Genomic DNA, 16,451 nt, shown 5'->3' with positions numbered 1-16,451 from the left:
TAGGATTTACGTATGTTTTCATCGTCTAAGCATGGCTCTATAACTGGCCGCTCTACAAAGACTGACTCAGCGAAGCGTCGTTTAGAAAATAATAATTTAAATAACGAGCACCACGCAGCCCCCTCTAGCCAGAATCGCTTGGCTCAGCTTTGGGCATGGATCAGCAACCATCCAAAATCGATTGCCGCTGTTATTTTGCTGGTCTCGATGACGCTATTTTTGACGCTCAATGTCAATGGTCATTGGGATTTTGCCCTACCACTAAGAGGTAAAAAACTGCTGGCGCTCATGGTGGTCGGCTATGCGATTGGCGTATCGACTCTGCTCTTTCAAACCTTAACACACAATCCTATTTTGACCCCTTCTCTACTGGGCTTTGACTCGCTTTATGTTCTACTCCAAAGCTTATTGGTGTTTTTTTTGGGGGCGATGAGCTTTACCAGCATCAATCCTATTGCCAAATTCACCCTTGAGATTGTCCTGATGTTTGGCGCGTCGTTATTATTGTTTCGAGTGCTGTTTTCAAAAAGCAGTCAGGATTTGACGCGGCTGATACTGGTGGGTGTTATCTTTGGGGTGTTGTTTCGCAGCTTATCAGCACTGATTGCGCGCCTGATTAACCCCGATGATTTTGTCGTGGTACAGTCGGCCAGTTACGCGCAGTTTAATACCGTCAACCCGCAGCTATTGGGGATTAGCTTCATTATTTGCACCATTAGTGCGCTGTGTATTTGGCGCTGGCGCTATCAATGCGATGTCTTGATGCTCGGTAAGGCGCAAGCGATTAATTTGGGCATTAATTATCAACGCCTCGCATTTGGGCTATTGACGGTCATTGCGGTATTGGTTGCGACGGCGACAGCACTGGTCGGGCCGGTGACTTTTTTTGGCTTACTAGTCTGCGCCTTGACCAATCGTATCGCACGGCATATGTATCATAGCGAGCGTTTGATATTGGTCAGTTTGGTGGCGATGATTTGTTTGGTCCTCGGTCAGACGCTGTTTGAGCAAGTATTGGGTATGGCGGGAGTGTTATCCGTGGTGATTGAACTGGCGGGCGGCTTGGTGTTTTTGCTACTGATATTTATGACCCAGCGACGTTGATGACATGTCATATTGACCTATATAAAAATCATAAACTATTTAAAACTGATTAAAATTTATCTAAAAAATAAGAATTATTATGATTAAACTCGATAATATCTCCCACCATATCGGCAAACAACAAATCCTGCATGACATCAGCTTGTCCTTACCAAGCGCCCAAGTGATTGCCCTAATCGGCCCCAACGGCGCGGGCAAATCCACCTTATTTTCGGTCATGGCGAGGCTACAACCGCTACAGTCTGGGAAGGTGATGTTTGGTGAGCATGATATTGTCAGCTGCCCTGCGCGCACTTTGGCTAAGACAGTGGCGATGCTCGGGCAAGACAACCAAGTGCAAGGTCGCCTGCGCGTGCATGAGCTGCTGATGTTTGGCCGCTACCCGTATCATCAAGGACAGCCAAGCGCACAGGACCAGCAAAAAGTACAAGAAGTGATCGCGCGTTTTGAGCTTGAGCCATTAGCCGAGCGTTTTTTATCGACGCTCTCTGGTGGTCAGCGGCAACGCGTGCTGATTGCGATGATTGTCTGCCAAGACACGCCGTATCTACTGCTCGATGAGCCGCTAAACAATCTGGATATGTACCATGCAGGGCGTCTGATGCGTGAGCTGCGCGAGCTTAGTTGCAGTCAGCAAAAAACCGTGGTCATCGTCCTACATGATATCAACCAAGCCGCGCAGTTTGCCGATACTGTGGTCATGATGAAAACTGGCCAAGTGATGGCGGTTGGGCAGCCTGTCGATGTCATCACTAAAGATACCATGAAAGACTTATATAACGTCGATGTGACGGTACTTAACCATCAAGGTCGGCCAGTGATTGTCGATACATTGTTATAGTTAAGCAGGACTGTGGCTACGTCTCCTTATAACCCTAATGCAGCATCTTCGCGTTTGACGATTTTATGCTCATCTTCATTGCTATCAAGTTTCCAGTAGCTAGAGATATAAAGATGACTCTTAGCCACTTCTTTTTGTTTGAAGTACTGGCGCAGCGCTCGCATACTATTGAACTCGCACGCCGCCCACACTGCCACCTCACCAGCCGGCCAGCCTAGCGTCTTAATACGCTCAAGAATGGGGTAATGACTGCTGCTTGCTTCGGCATTGATTACCCACTCAAGCATTATATTCTTCGGCTTTTGTAGCGGCTGGATATCATCCTCACTCAGCACCTCGATGACGGCATAGCCCTCGGCATCCTCGGGCAGCTGTGCTAAGTTTACCGTGATGGCGGGCAGCGCGGTCATGTCTCCCGCCAATAAAAACCAATCCGCCTCGTGATTGATAAGCTTTTTGGCACCAGGCCCACCGATCAAAATAGTATCACCGATTTGTGTGGTTTTGGCCCAATGTGAGGCAGGGCCTTCAGCGCCTTTGTAATTGAGACCATGCAACACAAAATCGACATCGATTTCATCGTCACGTTGCTGGATAATGGTATAAGTGCGCATGATGGGCTTTTTTCCTGCCTCCCCTGCAAACATCAATTTGATATAGGCGCTTTCTTGCTCGATTGGGAAGTCTTGCATGCCCGCTCCACCAAGTGTAATGCGGCGCATGTTTGGGGTGATATCGGCAATGCCTTTTACTTCTAATAATCTTGGATTAGGTTTGGTCATTTTTTATCCTTTTAGCTGTCTAGTTAACCCACTTTAAAAATGATACAGTGCTACTGGGATGAATTTTGTGCAGCCTCTGTGTAAGCAGCACGCAAAGAAAATTTATACCAGTAGCACAGTCATACAACCATCTTGGTGAGGTCTAAAATTACGATAAGAAAAGCCAGCTCTCCTCGTCAGACAGCTGGCTTTTTATTTTTCATCAGTCACACTACGATTATGCAGTCAGAGCTGATAGATTTTAGAGTTAACGACTTTTAGAATTGATAGGTCAAAGAGGTTTTGATATTACGACCCATCTCAAAATCTGTAGCCGTAGCATCAGCCGTATTTAAGCGCGATGCGTGACTGGCATAAGTCTCATCAAATAAGTTATAAACCCCAACGGTGGCTTTGACATTCTCAAGCTGACGGGGCGCATAATTCATATAGATATCGTGCACATCATAGCTTGGCTTAGTCTCACCTTGATTATCAGTAATAGATGCTACATAAGTACTGCGCCAGCCTAAATCAACCATATCATTAGCTGCATAATCTAAGTTCACCATGTAGCGATCGCCTGAGTCAGCACCACTGCCACTTACTGATGGGATACTATTGCCTGTCTTATCGCCTTCGCTACGAGCACGTGAGTAGCTCAGCCCCATACCAAAGTCACGAGTAGTGTAGTTAGCAGCCAGCTCAACACCATCTATTTTATAGTCTTCATCACTGTTGAACATACCTTGACAGTCACCGCCTATCGCGCCGGTCTCACAGTCAATCCCAAATCTACCAGGGCGACTACCTGTACGCATAAACTGCTGATAGTTCTCGATATTGGATCTAAAGTATTTTGCACTCAATTGTAGCGCATCATCAGCAATGGTTAGATCGCGTAGCGTGGTGGTCACACCTACCTCAGAGTTATAGCCTTCTTCTGGCTTGAGATCATCATTGACATAAATACCCTCGCCATTGCTGTTAAAGACAGTTTGGCCTAAATCTGGACCATTAAACAGCTGGGTATAGCTGGCAAACACTTGGGTACGCGGCGCAACCTCGTAGCTTGCAGCAAACGCGCCAACCACATTGTCATAAGTAGAACCGCCCGCCACAAATTCAGGAGACTCATAGCGGTCGTAGCGTACACCTGGTGTCAGCGTTAGTTTGCCCATTTGCCATTGGTCTTCTAGATAGACTGAGGTGTTATTGGCATCATCATTCGCAGTTGCAGAACCATCACGTGCCATCTCAGATTCTTTTTCGTAGTGCTCAGCGCCTGCGATTAGCTTATGACGACCGCTATTTGTGTCAATAACACTGGTATTTTCAATCTTAACACCTGTGGTTTTTACTTTTGCATCAAAATCAAAGTTGCCTACGTCTTTAGAATCACGCAGAATCTGCGTTTCTGTTTGATAAACAGTGGTATCAACGTCAATGAGTGAGTTTGCTGGATTAAAGTTATGATCGAGCGTATAAGTATCGCGCTTTATTTCTTGTGGGATGACATCAGGACCACGACTGTTAGGAAAACTTGGAAAATCTGGTCGATAAGGGAAAACACCTTCTTTTTCGGTACGGCTAAAGCTTGCACCGACACGATGATCGTCACCAATATACGCGCCTGCTTTTAATAAGATGTTTTCGCTCTCACTGTCCTCATAAAGCTCACGGCCGTCGCCATCTTCGCCAGAGTCGGTATCGCGCTTGCCATAATAAGCCAATAGGTCAATATTGTCTGTTGGCGCACCATACACAGTCGCTGACGTAAGTAGCTCATCATTATTACTGGCATAACCTGCCTTTAGTTTTGCGCCGATCTTTTGACCGGGCTTTAATAAATCTGCAGCATCGACCGTTTCAAACGCGACCGCGCCGCCTAAGGCATCGTTACCCAGCGTGACTGAGTTATTACCGACCGCTACCTCAGCTTGTTTTAGCAAGTCAGGATCAAGAGTGACATCGCCCATATGATAAAAGAGGGCACCCTCTTGACGCGCGCCATCGACGGTGACTTTAAGATTGGTATCGTCAAGACCACGCACTCTGATACGCTGATTCACCGTTGAAGTACCACCGACCTCGACTCCAGGTATCACATCTAAAAAATCGCTTAAGTGGCTTGCCTGCGCTGCGGGCGTATAGTTGTCGATATAGACTGAGTCTTCTTGTACATTTTCACGTGCTGAGGTGTTTGCCGTTACCGTAATCGTTTGTAGCGTCGTGCTAGGCATCGCCTCTGCAGCATTAGCCGCCTGCGTCCACAATATGGCTACCACGCCCATAGATAATACGGTTAATTGATTGGATGAGATTGGTAACTTTACTTCACGCATAACACACTCACTTTGATGACGATCAATATTAAATTTTAGCTGTGACTGTAGCCTGTCCGGCATTTATCAATGCATTGCTATATCGCCACATTGATAAACACCAAGACGCTACAGCATGGCTCACATACGAATAACATTACGAGTATTAATGATAATTATTAGCATTTAAATAATGACAGGCATCATAACCAAGTATTAACAATTTGGCAATAATGAATGTGAGAAATTAAGCGTTTTAATGATAATTTGTAAAGGCCGTCGAAAAACCTAAGGGAGGAGGATGTCGGTTGACGTATCAACATCATAAACCAATATCATAAAAAGATAGTCGGATACCTTGTTTTTCTTGTACTACTGTACTAGAATACTGAAACAAGAGCCATTGTTCTGTTATTTATTATCTGACTGATTATTATAAGACGACATACTATGAGCACCAACCCTTATCACAGCTTATTACAGCATTTGGCAAACTGTCCTGATAGTGCGGATATCGAGGCGTTGTTTCGCGCGCTGCTGACAGAAAAAGAGCAGCAAGAGATTGCCAATCGTATACGCATCTTTGATTTGCTGGCGCGCGGCGTGACCCAGCGTGAGATATCTGAGCAATTAGGGGTTGGTATCGCCACTGTCTCGCGCGGCGCTAAAGCGATGCAGGCGCATGACGTCAGCGCTTTATTGGCGACGCATAGAGAAAATGCGTAAGCGATTAGCCATTATATCAATTTTACTTAGTATTAATTTTACTTAGTATTAATTTTACTTAGTATTAATTTTGCTTAGTATTAATTCTGCCTATCTCTATCTGACACCTATCTAACTCACTTTGGACATCACTATGACACCTACCCTACAGCACAATCCGCCTGCGGCGATTGAGATTCCCAGCAAACCGAAACGCATCAAACTCACCCAAGATATCGATTTTTTTGCGTTATTTAAACGTATTGAGCGTGCTTTTGAGACCTGCTATCTGCTTGAATCACTGGGCGAAGATGGGCATATGGCGCGCCACCATGCCATTGGTTTTGACCCTGTGATGACCATTGCCGCTATTGACCGCACGACTTTGGCAATTACTGATAATCAAACCGCCAAAACCCAGCACTATCAAACGGACAACCCTTATGAGCTTCTACGCAGCATCACCCCGCAGCACGTCATCGCTCGTGATCAGACAGGCGGACTGGTCGGCTACTTAGGTTATGACAGTGTCAATTTTTTTGAGCCAAGTCTCAATGCAAAGGCAAGCGACGATTTTGAACCCTTTAAATTTGGCGTCTATCTCGATGGCCTAACGCTTGATAAAATGACCGGTGAGATTTTTTATTTTTATTACCCGACTGCTCAGCAAGACAATCGTATCGAGCAAATCAAAGCCTTACTTGATGAGCCAACGCCTAGCTATGAGCCGCCCTCGGTTGAGTTTTTGGCTGATGGCATGAGCCAAGATGAGCATGCGCGCGCCGTCATGCAAGTCAAAGAAGACATCATCTCTGGGCGTATCTTTCAGTGCGAGGTGGGTTTTAAATCCAAATATCGTATCGCCGGTGATAAGATGCCGATTTATGAAAAGCTGCGCGCGGTCAACCCGTCACCGCACATGTACTTTATGAAATTTGCTGAGCAGTGCATCATTGGTGCCTCCCCCGAGCTGCTGTTTCGCCTGCGACAAGGTGAGATGGAAACCTATCCACTGGCTGGCACCGCCAAACGCGGCGTCGATGTCGCAGAAGACCGTCAACTTGCCCGCGCGTTGCTAAATGATGCCAAAGAGATCGCCGAGCACAATATGCTGGTCGACTTACATCGTAACGATATCGGCCGTGTCGCGCGCTTTGGTACGGTAAAGGTGCGCAGCCTGATGGACATCAAACGCTTCTCACATGTGCAGCACATTTCCTCTGAAATCGTTGGGATTTTGCACCCTGATGAAGATATGTTTAGCGCGCTTGCCAGCAACTTCCCTGCCGGTACTTTATCAGGTGCGCCAAAAGTCGAGGCAATCAAAGTCATCAACGAGCTAGAGCCTGATGGCCGCGGTGCGTATGGCGGCGCGCTTGGCTCGTTTAATTTTAATGGCGATTGTATTTTTGCCATTCCTATTCGTAGTCTATTTATCAATGGTGAGTCCGCCTACGCGCAAACCTGCGGCGGCAATGTCTACGACTCCAACCCTGCTGATGAATACTTAGAAATCCAGCGTAAGCTCTCTGCCATGAAAGTGGTGTTAGACAGCTTTATGACCGCCTAAACCCCTCTCTACTTCAGCAAAGAGTGATGACTTATGAATGTTTTGATTATCGACAACTACGACTCGTTTACCTTTAACTTATATCAATATATCGGCGAGATCTTGCAAACCATGGAGGATGATAAAGACGGCGCTAGCGCTGCAAACGTCATCGTCAAACGCAACAACGAGATCACCTTGGCTGACATACAAGCGATGAATCTGGACCGCATTATCATCTCACCTGGCCCAGGCGCACCTGATGATCCTGCTTACTTTGGTATTTGTGCAGAAGTCATCAAAATCATGGGAAAAACCACGCCGATATTGGGCGTCTGCCTAGGCATGCAAGGTATCGCCCACGTATTCGGCGGCGATGTGATACGAGCTCGCGTACCGATGCATGGCAAAGTCTCTGCCATTCGCCATGACGATGCAGGTGTTTATCAAGGCTTGCCGCAAGAGGTAGAAATCATGCGCTATCACTCGCTTATGGTAAAGGCGGATACGCTACCTGACTGCTTAACCGTCACTGCTGTCGTTGCCAATGACGCCCATCATCACTTGAGCCTGACAGAGGCGGCGCTCGCAGGCGATGAGATAATGGGACTTGCCCACACCGACTATCCGATTCAGGGCGTGCAATTTCATCCAGAGTCATTTGCCACAGAAGGCGCCAAACGCTTGCTAAGCAATTTTTTACTGCAAGTTTAAATCATGCAGCCCAAGTAAATCGACTTTTAAGTTTAGTGGACTTGTGTTAGTCCTTCATTAACGCTTTAATGTTAGACTGAAAACAACAAACAAAAGGCAGCCTTTAACAAGGTTGTCTTTTGTTATTTCAGCATAGTAATGAGTGATGAGCAATAGGCAACGAGCACCAAGTCAAAAAAAGCGCCATTAGCTTAAAGACTGATACAGCTTATTGTTTGAATTTTCTAGAAAGTAAAATAGAGAGCGATATGGCACACACCGAGAGCGCGATGACAGCGCGGCAGTCATGGATAGGCACCATTCAAATCATTAGCGCTGCGGTCTGTTGGGGCACGCTTGGGATATTTTCCACCTATCTAAACCAGAGCGGCTTTAGTGGCTGGCAGATTACTATTTTGCGCATCGTGAGCGCCGCTTTTTTGGTGCTGGTCATGCTACCAACGCTCTGGCCCCATTTGATTAAGCTACGTCCAAAGCAGTGGCTGGGGCTGGCGCTGCAGTCCTTGATAGGCGTGCTTGGTATGTCGCTCTGTTATTTTTTTGCCGTCATCTATGTCGGCGCTGGCCCTGCGGTTGCTTTGCTATATACCGCACCAGTGTTTAGCCTACTGTTTTCTGCGGTGTTATTGCAGGAGCCTATCACTCGTCAGTCAGCGCTACTGGCACTCATGGCGGTGTTTGGTGTGGGTTTGACGATGCTGGGTGATGAGGCAAAAGTCAACTGGGGTATCGCGCTTGGGCTGCTATCTGGCGTGTGTTATTCGCTCTACGGTGTCCTTGGCAAACGCGCAATGCATTATGCCCACCCTGCACCGTTGGTGTTTTTTACCTCAATTATCATCAGTGCTGGCGTACTGCTGTTGTTGCCTGAGACGTATCGTACTTACGGGCAGTTATCTACCTTACCGCTGGCCACCTGGGGCTACGCACTGGGGCTTTCCTTGATTGGTACGGTGGTGCCATTTGCGCTGTATATGAAAGCATTAGAGAAACTGCCTGCCACGCGCGCATCGGTCTTTACTATCTTTGAGCCATTGACCGCCATTGCTTTGGCGCTACTGCTCCTGCATCAAGCGCTTTCATGGATACAATATGTGGGCGTGGTGCTAATTTTACTGGCAGCTTTATTAAATGCTATGTTAAATGGTACGACTACGCGCGTACCACGCTGGCTCAGACGGCAACCAAAACCTTTTTAGCAAAACAAAAGCCCCAGTGAAAAAATAGCTTAAAAACAAATAAAGCCCCAACCATGATGTCATCGTTGGGGCTATTTTTTGCATAAAGGCTTATTTAAAAGTAGTGAATTTGCGCCAGACAGTATCTATTGCGCCCCATTACTGCTCGATACGCTGCAAAAACGCTTGCGTACGCGGGTGAGTGGATAGCTCAAACAGCTGCTTGGCGCTGCCCTCTTCAACCACATGGCCATCCTCAATTAATACCACATGATCGGCGACATCGCGCGCAAAGTTTATCTCATGGGTCACCACCACCATCGTCCAGCCCTCACTTGCCAGTTGCTTCATGGTCTCAAGCACATCTTGTACCAGCTCCGGATCAAGCGCTGAGGTTGGCTCATCGAATAATAACAGCGACGGCTCAATGGCCAAAGCGCGGGCAATGCCGATGCGCTGCTGCTGACCACCTGATAGCTGAAACGGATACAGATCGGCTTTGTCCGCAAGCCCCACCTTATCAAGCAAGGCCAGCGCCTGCGTACGCGCTTGGGCTTTGCTTTGCCCTTGTACCACCGTCGGCCCAAGCATTAGGTTCTCTATCGCTGTTTTATGCGGAAATAAATTGTAAGACTGAAACACCATGCCCGACTTACGCTGCAAGGCCAATAGCTTTTTTTTATTTGGCTTAGCGCTAAAATCTACACTTAAACTATTATCATCAAAAGCAATAATGCCTTGATCGGGTATCTCCAGCGCATTTAAGCAGCGCAAAAACGTGGTTTTTCCCGACCCTGACGGCCCAAGTATCACCACCACCTTGCCTTTTTCGATGGTCAAGTCGATGCCCTTTAGCACTTGATTGTCACCAAAGGCTTTGTGAATATTACTGACTTGAATCATAGAGGTTTCCGCTGACAAATAAAGAATAATAACAAAACACGAGTAAACAAATAGCTACTACCATACTTGGCTCGTCGCTTAAGTGAAATGGCGGCAGTGGTCAATAATTGTCGGTTATTTGGCCACATAACGATCGAGTCTGGTCTCAAGTTTGCCTTGGATAAAGGTCAAAAACAGACAAATGGCCCAATAAATAAAAGCCGCTTCGGTATAGACCAGCATAAACTCATAGTTGCGGGCGGTAATGATCTGCGCTTGCTTAAACAGCTCTGTGACCAATACCAGCGACGCCAATGACGTGTCCTTGACCAGACTGATAAAGGTATTGGACAACGGCGGTACCGATACCCGTAACGCTTGCGGCAAAATGACATGGCGAAAAGTCTGCAGATACGTCAAACCGACCGTCGAGCCTGCTTCCCACTGGCCTTTTGGAATCGACAAAATCGAGGCACGTACCGTCTCTGAGGCATAAGCACCGATATTGAGCGAAAACGCAATAATCGCTGAGGGAAAGGGGTCAAGCTTGACCCCCACACTTGGCAGACCATAAAAGATAATAAACAGCTGCACCAGCATCGGCGTGCCACGAATCGCCGACACATAAATACGTGCAAGTCTATAAATCACCTCATGAAACCAGCCTGTCCGCGGTACGATACGAATCAGCGCCACGACCAGCGCAATCATCATACCGATGGCAAACGAAATCAAAGCCAGCGGTATCGAATAATAGATACCGCCTTTGAGCATCGGCCAAAACGAGTCGATAACGATTTGCGCCCGATCAGGACTCATAAAGGGCAGCAGTGCCAATAAATCGGTTAACGCTGAGGTAAGAGACGCTAGCATTATTTTTGTTGACTTATATCAGCACCAAAGAATTCTTCGCTAAGCTTGGTCAGCGTGCCGTCGGCATGCAACTCGCTCATGGCTTCATTTAACTTCGTCACGACAGCGTCATTGCCTTTTAATAGTACCAAACCTGAACCGCGCTGCTCGTCGGCCGGAGCAACCAGCTTGATCTCAAGGCCACTATCTGGGAATTTTTTTAGATAATCAAGTACGGCCAAATTGTCATTCATGGTAAAGTCAGCGCGGTCTTGCTTGACCAACTGAATCGCTTGCGCCATACCATCGACAGGGACGATTTCGGCTTGATAGCGTTCGGCCAGCTCACCATAGTTACTGCTTAACGACTGGGCGCTACGTAGACCTTTTAGGTTATCCCACGAGCCATAACGATTGTCATCGGTGGGCGCTAGTACCACAGCGCCAGACCAGCTATAAGGCTGCGCGAGGTCGTACTTTGCTTGGCGCTCAGGCGTCGTTAGGCTGACTTGGTTGGCTACCATATCAAAACGCTTCGAGTCGAGACCAGCTAGCATCGCATCCCACTGGGTTTCTTTAAACTCAACATCGACGCCGAGCTTATCCGCCACCGCACGGGTGACTTCCACGTCGTAGCCGGTCAGCTTGCCGCTTTCATCGTGATAGGTAAACGGCGGATAGGTACCCTCAGTACCCACATTGATCGTGCCGCCATCGTTGATGCGTTGCAGCATATCAGAGCCACCGCTCGCGGCGTTATCAGTCGCATTGCTATCGGCGTCATTGGTAGTAGACTGACCACAAGCAGCGAGCAGGACTGTGCTGGCGGCGAGGGCTAAAAGAGTACGACGTTTCATAAGGCGTCCTTATAAGATGAATGAATAAGTCTAAAAGTGTCTAGCAAAAATATAGGGTACCCATGCTGTAGGCCAAAGCTGTATAAGAAAACAGTATGATAAAACCATGCAGGCAAACACCTTTACAAACAAATCGTATTTGGACAGTGTCCGCACAGCGCGCATCGGCTTTAGCTGCCCGATTTGAGGACTGCAGATAAGTTTTTCAATACTGCATTGGCTACTTTCTGCATTTTCTTATCACAGCCTGTCCCTATCTTTTAAACAAAGGGTTTAAAACAAAAAAACTCCATTGTTTCTATACTAGCGCACTTAGGTAAGAATAAACGTACAAAAACAGTGAGCAACAGCCAGCTCTGTCCGTTTATGGTCACAGCTCGCCTGAGAACTGATAGCGCTCCCCTGCGTGCCACATTTTGACAAAGGTCAACACCTTCCCTGCTGAATAGGTCTGACGGCTCAGCACCAATGTGGGAGACTGCGGGGCAATCTGTAGCAGCGCGGCGATCTCATCTGGTGCTGCTAGCGCCTGAATGGTATAGCTACCGCGCTCCAGTGGACTTTTGGCAATCAAGTACTCACTGGTGTTGATAATGCTAAAGTCTTGTTCGATAAACTCAGGCAGCTTTTTTGCATCGACCCAGCGCTCTTCAAACTGTATGGGCTGAGCATCCGCAAAATGAATGATTTTTACTTCGTATAAGACCGCCGCACTACTATCCGCCGAGCTCCTCTCGCCTGTGATTGCCGCACTGTCGATAGCAAACTTACGGCGCAGCTCATCATCTAGCATACTTGCGGTGATCACACGTTTGCTCACCACCTGCGCTTGATAATCGCGGTTAGCCGAGCGCAAGTCTTGGGCGATATTGCGCACCTCTACAAAGGTATGATTAAACTGCTGCTGGGCGACAAAGGTCCCTGAGCCTTGCCGGCGCTCCAGCACCCGCTCCTCGCTCAGCTCTTTTAGCGCGCGGTTGACCGTCATGCGCGATACATCAAACTCCTCAGCCAGCGCCATCTCTGTAGAGATGGCCTCACCTGCTTGCCACTTCCCTGAGTGAATATTGTCCAAGATTGCGTTTTTGATCCGCTGATAAGCGGGAACTTGTTTTGTCATGTCCGTGTTTTACCGTCAGTTTTAGCAAAATAATAGCCTCATAATACCATGACCATCCGTCGCCGCGGCAGCCCTCATCCATTCATCACTATCTGCGTTGGATCACCGACCACAGAAGACAAAGAAAAGCCGGTACTAAGACAGACGTACGCCAAAGATCTTACCCCATACAAAAAATGCTTGCATGAAAAATAAATCTTTGATAATTTGTATATACAACTTATTAGGTACTTTCAATATTATCGCTAAATGCCGCGCAAATAGACCACGTAAATACACGGCGTAAATAAGCGACGCACACTCAAAAGGATCTGTTCATGACTACTGCCAAGGAAACCACCACAAACAACACCCTTAAGGCAAACACCTTTACCCGCCGTGATGACAGCCGTGAAGTCGCTGCGCCCACTGGCAGTACGCTACATTGTAAAAGTTGGCTGACCGAAGCGCCTTATCGTATGATTCAAAATAATCTACATCCTGACGTGGCCGAAAACCCAAAGAGCCTAGTCGTCTATGGCGGTATCGGACGCGCTGCCCGTAATTGGGAGAGCTATGATCAAATCCTCGCCTCTCTTAAAGAGTTAGAAGACGATGAGACCTTACTCGTACAATCTGGCAAACCCGTTGGCGTCTTTCAAACTCATGAAAATGCACCGCGCGTGCTCATTGCCAACTCTAACCTTGTCCCGCGCTGGGCAACGTGGGAGCATTTTAACGAGCTGGATCGTAAAGACTTGTTTATGTATGGGCAGATGACCGCTGGGAGCTGGATTTATATCGGCACCCAAGGCATCGTCCAAGGCACTTATGAGACCTTTGTCGAGGCAGGCCGCCAGCATTATGATGGCGATTGGAGCGGACGCTGGATATTGACCGCTGGTCTTGGCGGTATGGGCGGCGCGCAGCCATTGGCCGCAAGCTTTGCTGGTGCGACTTCTTTGAACATCGAATGTCAGCAATCCAGCATCGATTTTCGTTTGCGCACCGGTTACGTCGATAAGCAAGCGGACGATCTCGATCATGCTTATGAGCTGATCAAGCAGCATACCGCCGCTGGTGAAGCCGTCTCTATCGCCCTACTTGGTAACGCCGCCGATATCTTGCCTGAGATGGTCAAGCGCGCCAATGCAGGTGAAATCAAACCTGATCTAGTCACTGATCAAACCTCTGCTCATGACTTAATCAATGGCTATTTGCCAAGTGGCTGGAGCGTTGATGAGTGGAAAGCAGCACAAGAAAACCCAGAGCAACACGCGGCGTTGAGCAAAGCTGCTGCCGTCTCTTGTGCCGTACACGTACAGGCCATGCTGGATCTACAAGACATGGGTATCCCTGCCACTGATTATGGTAATAACATCCGCCAAGTGGCCTTTGATGAAGGGGTAAAAGACGCCTTTAATTTCCCAGGTTTTGTCCCCGCTTATGTACGACCACTGTTTTGTCAAGGTAAAGGGCCGTTTCGTTGGGTGGCGCTATCAGGCGACCCAGAAGATATCTACAAAACTGATCAAAAAATCAAAGAGCTGTTCCCTGAAAACGCCCATGTGCATCGCTGGCTGGATATGGCAAAAGAGCGTATTCAATTTCAAGGTCTACCTGCCCGCATTTGCTGGTTAGGTCTGGGCGAGCGTGATAAAGCAGGCTTGGCATTTAACGAGATGGTCAAAAACGGTGAGCTCAAAGGCCCCATCGTCATCGGCCGTGACCATTTGGATACAGGCTCTGTCGCCAGCCCAAACCGTGAAACTGAGAGCATGAAAGACGGCTCAGATGCGGTGTCGGATTGGGCGCTATTAAATGGTATGCTCAATGTCGCAGGCGGCGCCACTTGGGTATCATTGCATCATGGCGGCGGCGTGGGCATGGGCTACTCGCAGCACTCTGGCATGGTCATCGTCGCCGATGGTACAGAGAGCGCAGCCAAGCGCTTGGCGCGCGTACTGGTCAATGATTGCGGCTCAGGGGTGATGCGTCATGCCGATGCCGGCTACGAGCTGGCGATCAAAACCGCCAAGGACTATGGTTTACATCTGCCGATGATTAAATAGCTTGCTACTGTCCTTATATGCTCGGATGATATAAGGACATCATCAACACTTTATCAAGGACGATAATATGTCTGAACGTGATATTTTGCCTCCAGGCAGCTCTGTGCCTAGAACGCCTCTAGACAGTCCAGCACCTGCTAGCCTACGGTCTGAAAAGCTGCTATCTAAACCCATCGCACTAATACAGCTAATCGTATGTAGCGCTATTGGCTTGGTGATGTTTTTTGTACCCTTTACCATCGGTGACAAAAGCACGATTTTGTTTGATCATGGGGCCACTTATCTGGTCACTCAGCAACACACTTTATCTGTGACCTTGTTGTTTTTGCTGATGATATTTGGTGTTGGCAAGCCATTCATAGACGGTTCATGGCGCAAGAACCTCACCCACAAGACCCTGACCGTGTTTAAGATAATCGGTTTGGTTTTGGCGGTGATGTATATGACTGGCACCGCCCCTGCCTATATGATGGAAGCTGATATGCTGCCATTTTTGTTTGAAAAGCTGGCATTACCCGTGGGTATGATTGTACCTATTGGGGCATTAATCTTGGCTTTTTTGGTGGGTTTTGGTTTGCTTGAGATGGTCGGTGTGCTGATGCAGCCGATTATGAAACCGATTTGGAGAACGCCTGGCTCATCAGCTATTGATGCCGTTGCGTCTTTTGTGGGTAGTTACTCTATTGGTTTATTGATTACCAATCGTGTGTACCTACAAAAACAATACTCAGCGCGTGAAGCCGTCATTATTGCGACTGGGTTTTCTACGGTATCGGCAGCGTTTATGGTGATTGTTGCCAAAACCTTAAACTTGATGGAGTTTTGGAATATATTTTTTTGGTCAACACTGGTGATTACCTTTATCGTCACCGCTATTACCGCTCGTATTCCGCCCGTCAGCCTTTTTGACAATGACGTTGAACGCCCGCCACTCGATCATACCCGTGGCAAACGGCTGGCCGCCGCTTTTGATTTAGGCTTAGCGACGTCGCGTCAGGCAACTGACCTAAAACAGATTTTATGGTCCAATTTTCGCGATGGTCTTATGATGGCTGCTGCCATTGTGCCCTCGATTATTGCTGTCGGGCTGACCGGTCTTTTGTTAGCCAAATACACCCCGGTGTTTGATGTATTGGGTCTGCTTTTGTATCCATTTACGTGGCTCGGCGGCTTGCCAGAGCCTTTAGTGGCTGCTAAAGGTATGTCTGCTGGGCTCGCTGAAATGTTTTTGCCAGCCCTACTACTCAGTGAGGCAGATATCCTAACACGCTACGTCGCTGGGGTGATATCGATTAGCAGCGTGCTGTTTTTTTCTGCCATGATTCCGTGTGTACTCGCAACAGAAATTCCATTATCGGTTGGCAAAATGATCGTCATATGGTTTGAGCGTGTGGCCCTTAGCATCCTACTCGCAGCCGCGTTCGGACATTTTGCTATGTATGTAGGCTGGATGGCTTAAATCGCGTCATCTGCCAGCATCAGCGCCGAGCCGATACCATTAAGTAAATCAGAA

14 protein-coding genes are annotated in these 16,451 nt (G+C 47.8%); 8 read left to right on the top strand and 6 right to left on the bottom strand.

Going from position 1 to position 16,451, the window contains the following annotated elements:
* The first annotated feature begins 12 nt into the window (after positions 1-12).
* Complete coding sequence (locus tag JFC05_RS01375) at positions 13-1,104, top strand: iron chelate uptake ABC transporter family permease subunit (protein ID WP_198335439.1); 1,092 nt, start codon at positions 13-15, stop codon at positions 1,102-1,104.
* Positions 1,105-1,183: 79 nt separating this feature from the next.
* On the top strand, positions 1,184-1,945 hold the full coding sequence (locus tag JFC05_RS01370; RefSeq protein ID WP_198335438.1) for an iron ABC transporter ATP-binding protein: 762 nt from the start codon (positions 1,184-1,186) through the stop codon (positions 1,943-1,945).
* A gap of 26 nt (positions 1,946-1,971) precedes the next feature.
* Here the strand turns inward: JFC05_RS01370 and JFC05_RS01365 are convergent, their stop codons facing one another.
* Entirely contained in the window at positions 1,972-2,727 is a 756-nt protein-coding gene (locus JFC05_RS01365) for a siderophore-interacting protein (RefSeq protein ID WP_198335436.1), read from the bottom strand.
* A 257-nt stretch (positions 2,728-2,984) separates the two neighbouring features.
* On the bottom strand, positions 2,985-5,051 hold the full coding sequence (locus JFC05_RS01360) for a TonB-dependent receptor domain-containing protein (RefSeq protein WP_198335435.1): 2,067 nt from the start codon (positions 5,049-5,051) through the stop codon (positions 2,985-2,987).
* 429 nt (positions 5,052-5,480) lie between these two features.
* Here JFC05_RS01360 and JFC05_RS01355 point away from each other — a divergent pair, with 429 nt between their 5' ends.
* The 4 genes from JFC05_RS01355 (at position 5,481) to JFC05_RS01340 (ending at position 9,197) form a co-directional block, all read left to right on the top strand.
* Positions 5,481-5,756, top strand: a complete 276-nt coding sequence (locus tag JFC05_RS01355) for a Trp family transcriptional regulator (RefSeq protein WP_100749829.1) — start codon at positions 5,481-5,483, stop codon at positions 5,754-5,756.
* A gap of 133 nt (positions 5,757-5,889) precedes the next feature.
* On the top strand, positions 5,890-7,305 hold the full coding sequence (locus JFC05_RS01350) for an anthranilate synthase component I family protein (protein ID WP_198335434.1): 1,416 nt from the start codon (positions 5,890-5,892) through the stop codon (positions 7,303-7,305).
* 33 nt (positions 7,306-7,338) lie between these two features.
* Positions 7,339-7,998 (top strand): anthranilate synthase component II, encoded by a 660-nt coding sequence (locus tag JFC05_RS01345; protein WP_198335433.1) that lies wholly within the window; start codon positions 7,339-7,341, stop codon positions 7,996-7,998.
* Positions 7,999-8,246: 248 nt separating this feature from the next.
* Positions 8,247-9,197, top strand: a complete 951-nt coding sequence (locus JFC05_RS01340) for a DMT family transporter (RefSeq protein ID WP_198335432.1) — start codon at positions 8,247-8,249, stop codon at positions 9,195-9,197.
* A 138-nt stretch (positions 9,198-9,335) separates the two neighbouring features.
* Here JFC05_RS01340 and JFC05_RS01335 read toward each other — a convergent pair whose 3' ends face one another.
* The 4 genes from JFC05_RS01335 to JFC05_RS01320 all read right to left on the bottom strand — a co-directional run bounded on the left by JFC05_RS01335 (position 9,336) and on the right by JFC05_RS01320 (position 12,887).
* Positions 9,336-10,079 (bottom strand): amino acid ABC transporter ATP-binding protein, encoded by a 744-nt coding sequence (locus JFC05_RS01335; protein WP_198335431.1) that lies wholly within the window; start codon positions 10,077-10,079, stop codon positions 9,336-9,338.
* Between the two features lie 114 nt (positions 10,080-10,193).
* The gene (locus JFC05_RS01330; protein WP_276511251.1) at positions 10,194-10,931 is read right to left on the bottom strand and encodes an amino acid ABC transporter permease; all 738 of its coding nucleotides are present in this window, start codon (positions 10,929-10,931) and stop codon (positions 10,194-10,196) included.
* A complete protein-coding gene (locus tag JFC05_RS01325; protein ID WP_192995551.1) occupies positions 10,931-11,767 on the bottom strand; it encodes an amino acid ABC transporter substrate-binding protein in 837 nt (278 codons plus the stop codon). Before JFC05_RS01325 ends, JFC05_RS01330 begins: the two co-directional genes overlap by 1 nt.
* Positions 11,768-12,137: 370 nt before the next feature.
* A complete protein-coding gene (locus JFC05_RS01320) occupies positions 12,138-12,887 on the bottom strand; it encodes a UTRA domain-containing protein (protein ID WP_198335430.1) in 750 nt (249 codons plus the stop codon).
* A 317-nt stretch (positions 12,888-13,204) separates the two neighbouring features.
* Here JFC05_RS01320 and hutU point away from each other — a divergent pair, with 317 nt between their 5' ends.
* Both hutU and JFC05_RS01310 read left to right on the top strand, forming a co-directional pair.
* The gene (gene hutU, locus JFC05_RS01315; protein ID WP_198335429.1) at positions 13,205-14,938 is read left to right on the top strand and encodes a urocanate hydratase; all 1,734 of its coding nucleotides are present in this window, start codon (positions 13,205-13,207) and stop codon (positions 14,936-14,938) included.
* A 67-nt stretch (positions 14,939-15,005) separates the two neighbouring features.
* Complete coding sequence (locus tag JFC05_RS01310; protein WP_198335428.1) at positions 15,006-16,397, top strand: YjiH family protein; 1,392 nt, start codon at positions 15,006-15,008, stop codon at positions 16,395-16,397.
* Positions 16,398-16,451: the final 54 nt, after the last annotated feature.

This window comes from Psychrobacter celer, from assembly GCF_016107555.1.
In the GTDB taxonomy this organism is placed as follows: domain Bacteria; phylum Pseudomonadota; class Gammaproteobacteria; order Pseudomonadales; family Moraxellaceae; genus Psychrobacter; species Psychrobacter celer.
Note: the sequence above shows the minus strand (reverse complement) of the source record. Positions and strands in the feature narration are given on the sequence as shown.

Excerpts from the sequence above, each read along its gene's own strand:
- JFC05_RS01375 (WP_198335439.1), top strand. The coding sequence starts at position 13 with ATGTTTTCATCGTCTAAGCATGGCTCTATAACTGGCCGCTCTACAAAG.
- JFC05_RS01370 (WP_198335438.1), top strand. The coding sequence starts at position 1,184 with ATGATTAAACTCGATAATATCTCCCACCATATCGGCAAACAACAAATC.
- JFC05_RS01365 (WP_198335436.1), bottom strand. The coding sequence starts at position 2,727 with ATGACCAAACCTAATCCAAGATTATTAGAAGTAAAAGGCATTGCCGAT.
- JFC05_RS01360 (WP_198335435.1), bottom strand. The coding sequence starts at position 5,051 with ATGCGTGAAGTAAAGTTACCAATCTCATCCAATCAATTAACCGTATTA.
- JFC05_RS01355 (WP_100749829.1), top strand. The coding sequence starts at position 5,481 with ATGAGCACCAACCCTTATCACAGCTTATTACAGCATTTGGCAAACTGT.
- JFC05_RS01350 (WP_198335434.1), top strand. The coding sequence starts at position 5,890 with ATGACACCTACCCTACAGCACAATCCGCCTGCGGCGATTGAGATTCCC.
- JFC05_RS01345 (WP_198335433.1), top strand. The coding sequence starts at position 7,339 with ATGAATGTTTTGATTATCGACAACTACGACTCGTTTACCTTTAACTTA.
- JFC05_RS01340 (WP_198335432.1), top strand. The coding sequence starts at position 8,247 with ATGGCACACACCGAGAGCGCGATGACAGCGCGGCAGTCATGGATAGGC.
- JFC05_RS01335 (WP_198335431.1), bottom strand. The coding sequence starts at position 10,079 with ATGATTCAAGTCAGTAATATTCACAAAGCCTTTGGTGACAATCAAGTG.
- JFC05_RS01330 (WP_276511251.1), bottom strand. The coding sequence starts at position 10,931 with ATGCTAGCGTCTCTTACCTCAGCGTTAACCGATTTATTGGCACTGCTG.
- JFC05_RS01325 (WP_192995551.1), bottom strand. The coding sequence starts at position 11,767 with ATGAAACGTCGTACTCTTTTAGCCCTCGCCGCCAGCACAGTCCTGCTC.
- JFC05_RS01320 (WP_198335430.1), bottom strand. The coding sequence starts at position 12,887 with ATGACAAAACAAGTTCCCGCTTATCAGCGGATCAAAAACGCAATCTTG.
- hutU (WP_198335429.1), top strand. The coding sequence starts at position 13,205 with ATGACTACTGCCAAGGAAACCACCACAAACAACACCCTTAAGGCAAAC.
- JFC05_RS01310 (WP_198335428.1), top strand. The coding sequence starts at position 15,006 with ATGTCTGAACGTGATATTTTGCCTCCAGGCAGCTCTGTGCCTAGAACG.